Source organism: Qipengyuania sp. CAU 1752 (genome assembly GCF_054482615.1).
The window spans coordinates 1725546-1740060 of sequence record NZ_JBTLRE010000001.1 but is presented as its reverse complement, the minus strand read 5'-3'; the positions used below and the strand labels follow the sequence as shown (position 1 = coordinate 1740060).

12 protein-coding genes are annotated in these 14515 nt (G+C 60.6%); 8 read left to right on the top strand and 4 right to left on the bottom strand.

Going from position 1 to position 14515, the window contains the following annotated elements; all coding sequences use genetic code 11:
- The first annotated feature begins 32 nt into the window (after positions 1 to 32).
- Entirely contained in the window at positions 33 to 1364 is a 1332-nt protein-coding gene (locus tag ACXYL9_RS08475; RefSeq protein ID WP_459039143.1) for an amidohydrolase, read from the top strand.
- Here ACXYL9_RS08475 and ACXYL9_RS08470 read toward each other — a convergent pair.
- The 3 genes from ACXYL9_RS08470 to ACXYL9_RS08460 form a co-directional block, all read right to left on the bottom strand.
- On the bottom strand, positions 1361 to 1882 hold the full coding sequence (locus ACXYL9_RS08470; protein WP_459039142.1) for a hypothetical protein: 522 nt from the start codon (positions 1880 to 1882) through the stop codon (positions 1361 to 1363). The two genes, ACXYL9_RS08475 and ACXYL9_RS08470, sit on opposite strands and share 4 nt — an antisense overlap.
- Positions 1883 to 2020: 138 nt before the next feature.
- Positions 2021 to 2194 carry a hypothetical protein gene (locus ACXYL9_RS08465; RefSeq protein WP_459039141.1) on the bottom strand — a complete coding sequence of 58 codons (174 nt, stop codon included), beginning with the start codon at positions 2192 to 2194 and terminating at the stop codon, positions 2021 to 2023.
- Between the two features lie 11 nt (positions 2195 to 2205).
- Positions 2206 to 3804: an isocitrate lyase gene (locus ACXYL9_RS08460; protein ID WP_459039140.1), complete on the bottom strand. Its 1599-nt coding sequence runs from the start codon at positions 3802 to 3804 to the stop codon at positions 2206 to 2208.
- A gap of 142 nt (positions 3805 to 3946) precedes the next feature.
- Here ACXYL9_RS08460 and ACXYL9_RS08455 point away from each other — a divergent pair, with 142 nt between their 5' ends.
- The 7 genes from ACXYL9_RS08455 (at position 3947) to ACXYL9_RS08425 (ending at position 13447) form a co-directional block, all read left to right on the top strand.
- Positions 3947 to 5323, top strand: coding sequence for a helix-turn-helix domain-containing protein (locus ACXYL9_RS08455; RefSeq protein WP_459039139.1), 1377 nt, complete (start codon positions 3947 to 3949; stop codon positions 5321 to 5323).
- A 61-nt stretch (positions 5324 to 5384) separates the two neighbouring features.
- Positions 5385 to 5672 carry a hypothetical protein gene (locus ACXYL9_RS08450; protein WP_459039138.1) on the top strand — a complete coding sequence of 96 codons (288 nt, stop codon included), beginning with the start codon at positions 5385 to 5387 and terminating at the stop codon, positions 5670 to 5672.
- Positions 5673 to 5798: 126 nt separating this feature from the next.
- Positions 5799 to 7184 carry a TIGR03013 family XrtA/PEP-CTERM system glycosyltransferase gene (locus ACXYL9_RS08445; RefSeq protein ID WP_459039137.1) on the top strand — a complete coding sequence of 462 codons (1386 nt, stop codon included), beginning with the start codon at positions 5799 to 5801 and terminating at the stop codon, positions 7182 to 7184.
- Positions 7181 to 9286: an XrtA/PEP-CTERM system histidine kinase PrsK gene (gene prsK, locus ACXYL9_RS08440; protein WP_459039136.1), complete on the top strand. Its 2106-nt coding sequence runs from the start codon at positions 7181 to 7183 to the stop codon at positions 9284 to 9286. The genes ACXYL9_RS08445 and prsK overlap by 4 nt, the downstream gene beginning before the upstream one ends.
- A gap of 2 nt (positions 9287 to 9288) precedes the next feature.
- Complete coding sequence (prsR, locus tag ACXYL9_RS08435) at positions 9289 to 10653, top strand: PEP-CTERM-box response regulator transcription factor (protein WP_459039135.1); 1365 nt, start codon at positions 9289 to 9291, stop codon at positions 10651 to 10653.
- Entirely contained in the window at positions 10637 to 12421 is a 1785-nt protein-coding gene (locus ACXYL9_RS08430) for a tetratricopeptide repeat protein (RefSeq protein WP_459039134.1), read from the top strand. The genes prsR and ACXYL9_RS08430 overlap by 17 nt, the downstream gene beginning before the upstream one ends.
- Positions 12422 to 12469: 48 nt before the next feature.
- Positions 12470 to 13447, top strand: coding sequence for a bile acid:sodium symporter family protein (locus ACXYL9_RS08425; protein WP_459039133.1), 978 nt, complete (start codon positions 12470 to 12472; stop codon positions 13445 to 13447).
- On the opposite strand, the gene ACXYL9_RS08420 is transcribed toward ACXYL9_RS08425, so the two are convergent.
- Complete coding sequence (locus tag ACXYL9_RS08420; RefSeq protein ID WP_459039132.1) at positions 13410 to 14489, bottom strand: DUF475 domain-containing protein; 1080 nt, start codon at positions 14487 to 14489, stop codon at positions 13410 to 13412. The two genes, ACXYL9_RS08425 and ACXYL9_RS08420, sit on opposite strands and share 38 nt — an antisense overlap.
- Positions 14490 to 14515: the final 26 nt, after the last annotated feature.

The following is a 14515-nucleotide window of genomic DNA, read 5'->3' as shown; positions in this document are numbered from 1 at the left end:
TCGTCACGCCTGAATTTCTAGGGGGAATATCCATGCGAATTGCGACAATCGGAAGCATAGCGGCACTGGCATTTGCGACCATCCCGGCCAACGCGCGTGCCGACGACATTCGCACGGATCTTGCCGAAGACATGCCTGCTCTGATGGAGCTTTACCGGGATCTGCACGCCAACCCCGAACTGAGTTTCGAGGAAGTCGCAACCGCCGCGAAACTTGCCGCACGAGCCCGTGCGCTGGGCTTCGAAGTGACGGAGGGCGTCGGCAAGACCGGTGTCGTCGCGGTGATGCGGAACGGCGAGGGGCCAACCGTCATGCTACGGGCAGATATGGATGGGCTCCCGGTAGTTGAGCAGACCGGTTTGCCGTATGCATCGAAGGTAACCGCCACTCCTGCCTCAGGGGTGACGACCGGCGTCATGCACGCGTGTGGCCATGATACGCACATGGCGGCCTGGGTCGGCGCGGCGCAATTGTTGGCCGAGCGCCGGCAAGACTGGGCGGGTACACTGGTGATGATACTGCAACCCGCTGAAGAGCTGGGGCTGGGCGCGCTTGCCATGCTGGAAGACGGCCTGTTCGAAAAATTTCCCAAGCCTGATTACGTGCTCGGCTTCCACGACGCTGCACAGTTTCCGGCCGGGATGATCGGCTATTCACCAGGCTACGCACTGGCCAATGTCGACAGTGTCGACATCAGCGTGAAGGGCGTCGGCGGCCACGGCGCTTATCCCCACACAACGAAGGATCCGATCGTTCTGGCGAGCGCGATCGTCATGAAGCTGCAAACGCTTGTAAGCCGCGAAAGTTCGCCGCTTGATCCGGCAGTGGTCACCGTCGGCAGCTTCCTGGCCGGGGCCAAGCACAATATCATTCCCGACGAGGCGCGCCTGCAACTGACAGTGCGCTCCTATTCCGATGAATCGCGGGCGCTTTTGCTCGATGGCATCAAGCGCATTGTCCGGGGTGAGGCCATTGCTGCCGGCGTTCCCGACGATCGGATGCCCGAAGTGACGATCGAGGAACCCTATACCCCGTCGACCTACAATACGCCCGAGTTTACCGAGCAGGTCATGGCTGGTCTCCGCACCCGTTTCGGCGAGGATCGGGTGATGCAGGTGCCATCGGTGATGGGAGGCGAGGATTTCGGCCAGTTCTACCGCGCCGATCGCGAGAATATCGAATCGCTGATCTTCTGGGTCGGCGGCGTTCCGCACGACGAGTTCGCAGCGGCTGAACGCGGCGAAACGAGCCTGCCTTCGCTGCACAGCCCTTTCTGGGCCCCTGATGCTGAAAAGGTAATTGCAACCGCCAGCGAGGCGCTGACGGCGGCGACACTCGATATCTTTGCACGACGGGGCGGTTAAAACTCGCTGCCCGGCGCATCGGAACCGCCGGCAAAGCTGGCGTCGAGCCCGCCGGACCGGCTACGCGAAGCGGCGGTAAGCTTGCGGCTCGCTGCCGCTTCTACCGCAGCGACGCTGGGCGCCTTAGGGTCGACCCCCGCTGCGAGGTCTTCGCGCTCGCTTTCGCTGAGTGAATTCCACTCGGCCTTCGTCAACCCGAGCTTGAGCCAGACCGGCGTATCCGATGCGCCTTGAGCGTCGCGAATGACGAAACTATCGGTGTTGCTGGTATCGCTACCGGCAAACGAAAAGCCCGGGGAGGTCTGCGGACCAAAGCTTCCACCCCCGCCCGTGTCTTCGCCCGACTTGATCAGTCGACGGTTGCCGCGCGAGGCTTTTTCGGCCTTGGCGAGCCTTTCCCGTTCGGCCTTCTCAGCCTGGTGTGAAGCTATGGCATTCTGGGCCTCGCCATCAGCGAACACGCCCACGACGGCCGTGATAGCGATCGTCACGACTGCAAAGTGCTTGTAAAGCTGCACCGGGCTCTTTTTCGTTTTTCTGGCTTTGCGGACCATGCCTCGCGCTATAGCGGCAACGGGTTAAGCAAAATTGGACGGCCGCCGAAGCATTTGCTCCGACGGCCGTCATCTCCTCCCCAGGAGATTGGTTGCTATGCCTCAGCCGTAATTGCCAAGGCGGTGATGCAGGGCATTGATCTTGGCCAGCTCGTCGCGGTCCTCGGTCGCCTTTGCATGACTTTCGAGGGCCCGTCGCAGCAGTTTGAAGTCGGCTGTCGAGAGCAGGGCGCGAGCCCGGCCCGGTTCCTTCGGCGCGGTTGTTTCTTCGGTCATCGTGCCTCTCCTTACGCTGCTTCGAACTGGTTCATGGTGTTATCCTTGCCGCCTGCCTTGAGGGCAGCTTCACCGGCAAAGTATTCCTTGTGATCATCGCCGATGTCGGAACCGGCCATGTTCTGGTGTTTGACGCATGCGATGCTCTGGCGGATTTCCTCGCGCTGGACGTTCTTGACGTAGCCGAGCATGCCTTCCTCACCGAAGTAGCGCTTGGCCAGGTTGTCCGTGCTCAGGGCAGCCGTGTGATAGGTCGGCAGGGTGATGAGGTGGTGGAAGATGCCGGCTTCACGCGCCGCATCGGCTTGGAAAGTGCGGATGCGCTCGTCGGCTTCAGCAGCCAGTTCAGTGGCGTCATATTGTTCGCTCATCAGCTTGTCGCGATCGAATGCGCTGACATCGCGGCCGTCGGCTTTCCAGGCATCGAAAACCTGCTGGCGGAAGGAAAGCGTCCAGTTGAAACTGGGAGAGTTGTTATAGACCAGCTTGGCATTGGGAACGACTTCACGGATCCGGTCAACCATTCCTCCAATCTGGCCGATATGCGGCTTCTCGGTCTCGATCCACAACAGGTCTGCACCATTCTGCAGCGCGGTGATGCAATCGAGAACGCAGCGGTCTTCGCCGGTTCCGGCGCGGAACTGGTAGAGGTTCGAAGGCAGGCGCTTGGGACGCAACAGCTTGCCGTCGCGGTTGAGAACGACATCGCCGTTCTTCATGTCCTGCGGGGCGACTTCCTCGCAGTCGAGGAAGCTGTTGTATTTGTCACCGAGATCGCCGGCCTCCCTGGTGTAGGCGATCTGCTTTGTCAGGCCGGCACCGAGCGAGTCGGTACGGGCAACGATAATGCCGTCGGGAACGCCGAGTTCGAGGAAGGCGTAACGAATGGCGCGGATCTTCTGCAGGAAGTCCTCGTGCGGTACGGTGACCTTGCCATCCTGGTGACCGCACTGTTTCTCGTCAGAAACCTGGTTTTCGATCTGTAGCGCGCAGGCACCGGCCTCGATCATTTTCTTGGCCAGCAGATAGGTCGCCTCGGCATTGCCGAAACCGGCATCGATGTCGGCGATGATTGGGACGACATGCGTTTCATGCTCGTCAATCTTCGTGAGAAGGCGCTGAGTGTTGACGTCGTCGTCGGCGTCCTTGGCATCATCGAGTTCGCGGAACAGGCCGCCCAGCTCGCGGGCGTCGGCCTGGCGCAGGAAAGTGTAGATTTCCTCGATGAGTGCCGGGACGCTTGTTTTCTCGTGCATCGATTGATCGGGCAGGGGGCCGAACTCGCTGCGCAGGGCGGCAACCATCCAGCCAGACAGATAGAGGTAGCGCCTCTTGGTATTGCCGAAGTGCTTCTTGATGGAGATCATCTTCTGCTGTGCGATAAACCCGTGCCAGCAACCCAGCGACTGGGTGTAGTTTGCGGGATCGGCATCATAAGCTTCCATGTCCTCGCGCATGATGCGCGCGGTATAGCGGGCGATGTCGAGCCCTGTGGGGAAGCGGTTCTGAACCTGCATGCGGGCAGCGGCTTCGGCATCGATTGCATCCCAAGGCTTACCAGCCTTGTCGATGGTGCCGCGCAATTCGGTGATGGCGTTTTGATAAGTCACGAGGGGTTCTCCTGTCTGGGGAAGGTCTGTTGCCACACTTAAAACACGGGCAGGGACTCAAAGGCAGGAAAACTTACAAACTTTGTTGTCTTTTCGCGGTATCTAATGCAGAGATTGTTGTAACCATGTAAGGAAAGTGACAATGGTCGACCGCTCGCTGTTCTCTGGACCGGCCCTGCGCCGATTGCGCAAACGCGAGGGGCTGACGCAGGCTGCCATGGCCCAGAGGCTCGGGATATCATCCAGCTACCTGACCCTCATGGAGCGCAACCAGCGCCCTGTCTCGGCCCGCGTTATTGTGCAGCTTGTCGATCAGTTCGACTTCGATCCACGTCGCCTGCGCGAAGACGAATCAATCGGCGGACTCGATGGCCTATACCGACGACTCGGCGATGAACGGTTTGCCAATCTGGGAATCGACCGCGATGAGGCTGCCGAATTTCTTGCCAGTGCCCCCCATGCAGCGGCGGCATTTGCGCAATTGTTCGATTCCAAGGCTGTCGATGTCGAACAAGGCGACGATCCCCTAGTCGCCTCGCGCCGCGAGATCGAGCGCTGGCGCAATCACTTTGCAGATCTCGACAATGCGGCAGAAGAGCTGGCTGACGAAATGCGCCTGTCACGCGGAGATTTCCTGCTCGCCGTGACCGAGCGCCTGCGCGAGAAGCACCAGCTCGCCATCCGCATCCTGCCTCGCGAAGTCATGCCTGATGCGATCCGTCGGCTCGATTTCCATGCCCGGCAAGTGCAATTGTCGGAAATGCTTCCGCCATCCTCGCGCGCTTTCCAGCTGGCGTTGCAGATCGCAGAGCTCGAGCAAGGTGAGGCCATCGCCAATCTTGCCTCTGGCCCCTCCTTCGCCGATGAAGCGGCGAGGAAATTGTTCGAACGGCATCTGGCAGGTTATTTCGCCGCGGCCTTGATCATGCCCTATGGCCGCTTCCTTCGCGCCTGCGACGCGACGGGTTACGACATAGCAGTGTTGACGCGGCGGTTCGGGGCGAGCGTTGAACAGGTTGCTCACCGCCTGACGACGCTCCAGCGGGTTGGCCAGCGCGGGCTGCCATTCTTCATGGCCCGCGTCGACCGAGCGGGGCAGTTTTCTAAGCGGTTTACCGGTGCCAGTGGAGCGACCTTGCTCGAAGCAGAGCACAGCTGTCCGCTATGGTTCGTCCATCGCGCTTTCGAGCGCTCTGATCGTTGGCTCGGCCAGGCAGTCGTGCTGGAAGAAGGGGCCGGTGGGGCGTCCCACTGGTTCACATTGGCTCATGCGGTTTCTTCCGCCGATGGTGCGGAAGCAGGGCAATTTGTTGTCGTGCTGGGCCTGGAGGCCGGACTCGCCGGTGATCTCGCCCAGGCCCGCGGAACCTCCCTGCGAGCCGAGGATGCCACTCCAATCGGCCTCGGCTGCCGCAATTGCCGCCGCCTTGATTGCCGGCAGCGGTCACTTCCTCCACGAGGGGTGGGCTTGTCCTTCGACCGGATGGCGCGAGCGAACACCCCTTTCTCCTTCTCTTAAAATTTCTGCCGCGGGAACGTGAGGCCGCGATCGACGTTTTGGGCTGATAGGAGAAAATGCCATGACCGAAGAGCGCATCATCCGTACTGAAAATCCGGACGGTACTTCGTCCACCACGCACACCACCGTGATCAACGACGGTGAGCGGGACGGCGGTGCTGGCAAATGGTTCTTTTTGATAATTCTCGCGATCGTTGTCGCGGCAGTCATCTATTTCATCAGCGCGGGTTCCAATGCAGAAATCGCCAAGGATACCGCCATTACTGATGCAGCCAATCAAGTGGGCGAAGCAGCCGGGCAGGTTGGCGAAGCGGCGCAGGATGCCGCCGGTGCTCTGGATAACAATTGATAAGCTTTCATTAGCCATCACGACGCGCGGTCCCGAGGGGTATCGCGCGTCGTTGTAAAGTTTACCGACATTTCATTTCTTTGCCCTAGGCCGGAGCCTCACTGAAAGGACCACCGGACCAGGGCCATGATCCGCCTGTTCAAGCACTATATTCCGCACGCCGTGATGCTGCTCGGCCTGTGTGATCTTGCTCTCCTGCTGCTGGCGGGGGAGATTGCTTGGATTGTCCGCTCGGCACAAATAGAAATGGCACCCGAGCCTATGGGTGCCCACGCCGGCCTGTTGGTAATATTTGCGCTTGTCGTATGGACCGCCATGATCGCCGTCGGGGTCTATGGCGCGGAAGCCTTGCGATCGTTGCAGTTTGCCGGAACCAGGCTGCTGGTAGCGATCAGCCTTGCGGTTATTGCTCTCTCGGTTGTCGACTTCGTATTTCCCGGCGCGACCCTTTGGCGCTCCACGCTTTTTTACGCCATGGTGGGTGGCGCCGTCGCCCTGATGATCAATCGCCTGATCCTTGGGAAACTGCTGGGAACATCGGCGTTCAGGCGGCGCGTCGTGGTTCTGGGAGCAGGGCCGCGCGCCAAGAGGCTCAAGGAATTAGGCGACCGACCTGAAAGCGGTTTCGTCATTGTTGCCTACATCGCACTGATGCAGGGGAAGGCTAATCTGTCCGAAGCCATCGCTCGGGAAGATATCGGAGATCTTGGCCATTTCGTCAGCGATTTGCGCGCAAGCGAGGTGGTCCTCGCGCTCGAGGAACGACGCAATTCGCTTCCGCTCAAGGACTTGTTGCGCGTCAAGACCAAAGGGGTCCACGTCAACGAGTTCAGCAGCTTTCTGGAGCGCGAAACAGGCCGGGTCGATCTCGATACGGTCGATCCCAGCTGGCTTATCTTTTCGGACGGGTTCAGCGCCGGCAGGACACTTTCCAGCGTTGCCAAGCGGATATTCGATATTGTCGCGAGCGGCCTGTTGCTCCTGATTACATTTCCATTGATCGCCCTGTTTGCCCTGCTGGTGAAGCTCGACAGCAAGGGCCCTGCCTTTTTCCGGCAAACGCGGATTGGCTTGTATGGCCAGTCCTTTGATGTGCTCAAGCTTCGCTCGATGCGAACAGACGCGGAAAAGGACGGGGCGAAATGGGCGGAGGAACATGATCCGCGCATCACGCGCCTTGGTCGGTTTATCCGCAAGGTGCGGATCGACGAATTGCCGCAGACATGGAGCGTTCTGAGAGGGGAAATGAGCTTCGTCGGCCCGCGTCCCGAAGTGCCGAAATTCGTGTCCGAACTCGAACAGCAAATGCCGTATTACGCCGAGCGTCACATGGTGAAGCCCGGCATCACCGGTTGGGCGCAGATCAATTATCCCTATGGAGCCAGCATCGAGGATGCCCGCCACAAGCTCGAATACGATCTGTACTACGCCAAGAATTACACCCCGTTTCTGGACCTGCTTATCCTGCTCCAGACCCTCCGTGTGATCCTCTGGCCGGCAGGTGCACGATGATCGAGCAATCACCTTTCTGGGCTTTCGCCGGCATCCTTCTGCACCTGTTAGGGGCGGCGGCATGCGCCTTGGCCGTTATCTGGCTATCTCGCCAACCGGTTACCAAGCGATCCGACCGTCGGCCGACCATCGCTGGTCTCATGCTCACCGGCCTCTGGGCTGCTGTTGTTGCGGCCTATGGCTCGACTTCTCACGCAGCGGTCGCTGCCGAAGCCGCGCGCGACCTGGCCTGGCTGCTGGTTATCTATCGCTTGTTTGCCGCTGACGGGCGTGACCAGATCATCAGAGCCGTCCGACCGGTCTTGCTGGTGCTTGCCACTGTCGAATTGCTGCATCCTTTGCTGATCTACCTCGGCGCCTATTGGAAAGTTGACGCGGTCACTGTCGCAGCGATGTGGCAAACGGTCACCTTGTTCCATATCCTGGTGGCAATTGGATCGCTGGTGCTCCTGCACAATCTTTATGGCGGGGCCGCGCGCGAAACGCGTGACGTGCTGCGTTGGAGCGCCGCCGGATTGGCTGGCTTCTGGGCGGTGGAACTTAATCACTACGTGGTGGCCTATCTTGCTGGATCGCCAGCTTTGGAGTTCAGTGCGCTGCGGGGACTGGTAGCCGGGATGATGGCAATTCCACTGGCGCTCGGAGCCAGCAATGGCCTGGCGGGTCGCGTCATCCGGGCAAGCCACAGTGTCGCGTTCAAGACGCTCTCACTTTTGCTGATCGGTGGCTACCTGCTCGTCATGTTTGGCGCTGCGCAACTGCTGTCCCTGATTGAAGGCGATCTTGGGCCCTTGGCGCAGATCGGTTTCCTGGTCGCTGCGGCGACCGTTACGCTGCTGTGGATGCCATCCGAACGTATGCGAGGTTGGCTGAGAGTCACCGTTCTCAAACACCTGTTCCAGCACCGCTATGACTACCGCGAGGAATGGATGCGGTTTACCGAGACAATCGGGCGTTCGGGAGGGGACAACGCGAGCCTCTACGAGCGTTCGGCAAAGGCCATGGCGGATGTCATCAACAGCCCTGCTGCGTTGTTGATGTTGCCGGGCGATGACGGCTTGCTGGAAGAGGCGGCCGATTGGAAATGGGCCAGCGAAGGACGTTCCGCGCTGCGCCTGCCTGCAGATTTATCTTCTGCGATGGAACGCGAGGAGCACATTCTTGAACTAGACGCGATCCGTTCGGGCCATTCACCAATCGGATTGAAACCACCGCCGGAATTGTTGGCCAATCCTTCGGCATGGGTGCTGGTCCCCCTGTTGCATTTCGACAGGCTTGCCGGAGCCGTCCTGCTGGCGCGACCGCCGGTGCCTCGGCGCCTCGATTGGGAAGATTTCGATCTTCTCAAGGTGATAGGGCGCCAACTTGCCAGCTATATTGCCGAACATGAGAACCAGAGCGCGTTGATGGAACGCGCCCAGTTCGACGATTTCAACCGGCGCATTGCTTTCGTCATGCACGATATCAAGAATCTCGCCAGCCAGCTTTCGCTGCTCGCGCGAAATGCGGAAAAGCACGCAGAGAACCCGGAATTCCGCCGCGACATGCTGGTTACCTTGCGCAGTGGCGCAGACAAGTTGAACCAGCTTCTCGCACGGCTAGGTCGCTATGGCACCGGCGGCCCCGCTGCTTTGGCCCCGGTCAACCTAGCCTTGATGGCACGGTCGCTGATCGACCGGTTCGATGCCATCCACAAGGTTACACTCACCCGGCTTGATCCATGCACCGTTCTTGCCGATGCCGAGGGACTGGAACAATCGCTCGTCCACCTGGTGCAGAACGCCATCGACGCCAGCGACCAGGATATGCCGATTACGCTCGAAATCCGCTCCGATGGGGTGTCGGGCACGATTGTTCTCGCTGACAGCGGTAGCGGCATGGATCCCGACTTCCTCCGGCATCGGTTGTTCAAACCGTTTGTGTCATCGAAGGATGGCGGTTTCGGGATCGGGGCGTTCGAGGCCCGCGAATTGATCAAGGCGATGGGCGGTCGCCTTGATGTCCAGTCACGCCCCGAAATCGGGACGCGCTTCACCATTGTTCTACCGCTTGCAGAAGCTGCGCGCGTGATGAAATCGAACTCCAGCCAGGAGGCTGCCTGATAATGGCCGATTCCAAACCCAAACTCCTGGTCGTCGAGGATGACGAGGGCCTGCAGGCGCAACTCAAATGGGCCTATGACGATTTCGATGTCGTCATCGCTGGCAATCGCGATCAGGCCTTGGCCGCCCTGCGCGCCGACGTGCCGGCTGTTGTCACGCTAGATCTGGGCCTGCCGCCCGATCCCGATGGGACGAGCGAGGGTTTCGCGGTTCTTGACGCCATCATGTCGCTCAAGCCCGATACCAAGGTGATTGTTGCTTCAGGCCATGGTGCCCGCGACAGTGCGCTGCAGGCTATAGCTCGCGGCGCCTATGATTTTTATCGCAAGCCAGTAGATATCGATGATCTGGGCCTGATCGTGCGCCGCGCCTTCAACCTCCATGCAATCGAGCAGGAAAACCGACGGCTTGCGCAACGGGTCGGAGACGACCGAAAGGTGCTTGGAACCCTGATCACAGGCGCACCGGAAATGGCCAAGGTCGCCCGCACCATCGAGCGGGTTGCCAATACCGGGGCGACGGTGATGCTTCTGGGAGCCAGTGGAACAGGCAAGGAATTGCTGGCACGCGGACTGCATGATGTCAGCGACCGCCGGGATGCGGAGTTCGTCGCTATCAATTGCGCTGCGATCCCGGAGAATCTGCTGGAAAGCGAGTTGTTCGGGCACGAGAAGGGCGCTTTTACCGGTGCAGTCAAGACAACCGAAGGCAAGATCGAACAGGCCCACGGCGGCACACTGTTTCTTGACGAGGTCGGCGACATACCTCTCCCGTTACAGGTGAAGCTGCTGCGGTTCCTGCAGGAACGTACAATCGAACGCGTCGGCGGCCGCAAGCAGATTGTGGTCGATACGCGCATCGTGTGTGCGACGCATCAGGATCTCGAGGCTATGGCCGGCGAGGGTACGTTCCGGGAAGACTTGTTCTATCGCCTGGCCGAGATCGTCGTGAAGATTCCAGGCCTGGCCGAGCGGCCGGGGGACGCCGCGCTGTTGGCCAAGGCATTCCTCAATCGTTTTGCCGCGGAGATGAATCCGCAGGTCAAGGGTTTCGCTCCAGACGCCCTGGCAGCAATCGATGGTTGGGGCTGGCCGGGCAATGTGCGCGAATTGGAGAACCGGGTGAAACGGGCGGTTATCATGGCCGACACGCGCCTGATTAGTGCCGAGGACCTCGATCTGACAGCAGACGGCGAAGACGAGGGGCAGGTGCTCAACCTCAAGGCCGCGCGCGAGATGGCTGATCGCCGCGTGATACGCCACGCGCTTGCTCGCAGCGAGGGCAATATCTCCAGCACCGCCAAGATGCTCGGGATCAGCCGCCCGACGCTCTATGATTTGCTCAAGCAATATGACCTTCAGACCTGAGATCCGCTGGTCGATAGCGCTCGCGATTGGTGCAGCCATGGCGCTCGCCGCCTGCGCTGAACGCGAATCACAGTTGCCACCCATGCAGCGCGCTCTGGCCGCGCTGGAAGAGGGCGACGGCTTCGGTGCAGAGTTGGCGCTGCGTGAAATGATGGAGGCCGGCACCCCGCGCGAGGACGTGGCGGCATATCTTGGCGCATCCGAATTGCTGCAAGGCCAGCCTGTCGAAGCGCGTCAGTGGCTGGGTGATGGTGCTTTCAGCGCGGAGACGGCCGGGCGGGGTTTCCATGCGCTGGGCATGTTAGAAATGCGCGAAGGGCGGCTTGCCGAAGCGGGGCAAGCTTTCGATCGCGCTTTGGCGCGGATCCCGCAGGATGCCCGCTTGTGGGTCGATATCGGCCGCCTTCGCTATCGTGGGGGCGAACAGACCGCAGCACTGGAGGCTGCCGACAAAGCAGTCACTTACGGACCCGACAACTGGGAGGCCTTGATGTTCCGTGGGCAGCTCGCCCGCGATGCGAACGGGATGGCCCAGGCGTTGCCATGGTTCGAGAGGGCGATCGCAGCGCGGCCGGATCAGCTCGAACTGCTGGCCGAATACGCCGCAACGCTTGGTGAGGCTGGCGAGGCCGAAGAAATGCTCGTCGCCGTCCGGCGGATTGCCGCAATCGATCCCGCATATTGGCGAGGATTTTATCTCCAGTCAGTGCTGGCAGCACGTGCGGGCCGCTATGAACTTGCGCGCAAATTGCTGGCACGCAGTGGGCAAACTGCCCGCAGCGCGCCGGCGGGTCTGCTGCTTTCAGGGATCATCGATTTGGAGACTGGCAATTACGCCAGTGCGGCCCAGCAATTCGACCGACTTTATCGCCAGCGCCCCGAGAACCGCCGGGCGCGCGACCTGCTGGCGCGTGCACTCGTCATGAGCGGGAGCCATCGCGAACTGGTTTATCGGCTTGGCGATGTGGCAACCCAGAGTAGCGCTTCGCCCTATCTCCAGACACTCGTCGCCCGCGCACACGAGGCACTGGGTGAACGCGAGGATGCGGGCAAGCTATTGGATTTGGCAGCCCATTCCCGATCGGAAAGACTGGTGGCGCTACAGCCGACTGGCCCCTTCGATCGCCGTACTATCATCGATCCGCAAAGCGGCGACGATGCCTTGTCGTTGGTTCGCAGTTATCTCGTCGATGGCGAGGCGCGGAACGCCGTGGCCGCAGCGGAAACATTTCGAAAGCGGTTTCCTGGCTCGGCGGATGCCCTGTCGCTTGCGGCGGACGCGCAATTGGTTGGCGGTAACATCACGAGGGCGCTGCAATATTACGAGCGGTCAGCCAAGGTTCGTCAGCCGTGGAGTTTGGCCAGGCGCCACGCCGCCGCTCTTCGTGTCGCTGGACGCGAAGGCGACGCCCGTGTCCTGCTCGAACAATATTTGGCCGGACATCAAAGCGCGGTGGAACCGGCGGCTGATCTGGCGCGAACCTATTACCACGCCGGCGAGACTGCACGAGCTGCGCTGTTGCTCGACGCGGCGCTCCTGGCTGGGGGCGACCGCGACCCCGAGCTGCTTGCGCTGCGGTCGGCCATGGCCTTGCGACTCGATCAGCCCGAAAAGGCCCACGAGTTTGCGGCGCGTGCCTTCGCGATACAGCCAACCCATCCGGCTTCAGTTGAAGCGATGGCGATGAGCTCGGACGGAAAATTGCGTGATATGCTGCTGGCGAAATTGCAAAAGTTGGGCAGGGCGGAGCGATTGGCGCGTCGCTGACCAATCCCTTCTCGACAGGCTTGGGGAGAACCACCACAGAACAATCGCATGATTAGCCGCCTCACCATCCTGCGCGATCCGATGATTGCCGTCCTGTTGTTGGCGACGCTGCTGGCGGCGGTGTTCCCGTCCACCGGAGACACCCGCGCCATCGCCGAGACCGTGTCCGCCGGCGCTATCTTCACACTATTCCTGGTCAACGGAATGCGCATTTCTCGTGCAGAGATCCTGCAGGGCCTGCGCAATTGGCGGTTCTTCCTGCCTTTAGGGCTATGGGTATTCGGGGCGATGGCCTTGGCTGGTCTTGGTCTGGCCCAGCTTGCGGCAAGTGTCCTGCCTCCGCTTGTTGCGCTTGGCTTTCTGTTTCTGGGTGTTCTGCCATCCACCATCCAATCGGCTACATCCTACACGACGATGGCCAATGGCAATGCCGCACTGTCGGTGATCGGTGCGGCGCTGATCAACATTGTCGGAGTATTTGTTTCCGCTCCGCTGTTCGCCCTGCTCGGCGGTGGCGAGGCCGCGGATACGGGAGGCGGCGTCATTGTGCGTATCGCCCTCTTGCTCGTTCTGCCGTTCCTGCTCGGTCAGGCACTCCAGGGCTGGACAATGCACTGGATCGCCGAGAGGCGTGAGAAGATTGTCTGGCTTGACCGAATCGTGATCGGCATTGCGGTCTATGTCGCGTTCTCGGGCGCGGTCGAGCAGGGGCTCGGCCAGGCGATGGAGGTTGCCGGGTGGGCCTGGCTCGTCGCCCTGGTGGTCGTATTCCTACTGGCTGCCAATGTTGGAGTGTGGATGTTCGCTGGTTTCCTGCAGCTGCCCTTGCGGGACCGGATCGCCTTCCTGTTCGCGGGAAGCCAGAAAAGCGTCGCGGTAGGTGCACCGCTTGCGGCGTTACTGTTCCCGCCATCGGTCGCGGGTTACGTGATTGCTCCGCTGCTGCTCTATCATCTCATCCAGTTGATGGCAGCGGCACCGCTTGCCGCTATTCTTGCGCGGCAGGTTCGGCACTTGCGCGATTAGTCGCAACCCGCCGATTATGGCGGACCGACCACCACAGTGACAGGCCGATCAGAACGGCACCGATCAGGCCGGTGACGGTTTCGGGAATATGGTACTTGGCCGAAAGCAGCATGATCGCGCCCAGAACGATGATGGCCCAGAAGGCACCGTGTTCGAGGTAGCGATACTGCGCCAACGTACCCGTCTGCACGAGGTGGATCGTCATCGAGCGCACGAACATCGCGCCGACGGACAGACCGAGCGCGATGACGATCATGTTGTTCGATAATGCAAAAGCGCCAATCACGCCGTCGAAACTGAAGCTCGCGTCGAGAACCTCGAGATAGAGGAACCCGCCAAGCCCGGAACGGACAATTTCCCCCGCCGCCTTCTTGCGGATCTCACGTTGCTCGATGATAGCGCCGAGACCCTGGACGGCAATGAATGTGACGAGGCCGAGAATGGCTGCTGTCAGAAAGGCCAGGGAATCTTCGGGAGTCAGAAGGGTCGAAACGCCGTAGACCAGTGCCAGAACGAGGCCGATTTCAACCGCCGGCACATTTGAGAATCGGTTAATCGCGCGTTCGACCGAGGCGATCCAGTGAACGTCCTTGTCCCCGTCAAAGAAGAAGCTGAGCCCGACCATGGCGAGAAATGCCCCGCCAAACCCGGCAATGCCCAGATGCGCTTCGTTGACGATCCGTTCGTACTCCGATGGCTGGTTTAGCGACAGGGTCATCGCTTCGACCGGGCCTAGATCGGCAGCAATAGCGACGATGGCGATTGGAAAGACTATCCGCATGCCGAACACGGCAATCAGTATGCCTATTGTCAGGAACCGTCGCTGCCATACCGGGTCCATGTCGCGCAGCACGGTGGCGTTGACGACTGCGTTGTCGAAGCTGAGCGAAACCTCGAGGATCGACAGCACGAACACGATCCACAGCAGCGACAAGGTGCCCATCAGCGTGCCCGTGCTTGCCCAGCCGTACCATGCGGCCATGGCAAAGCATGCCAGGGTGAACAGGATCGAGAACTTATAGAAACGCAGCAGTGTGGCCATGGTCGCCTTCCGGTGTCGGCGCGCGG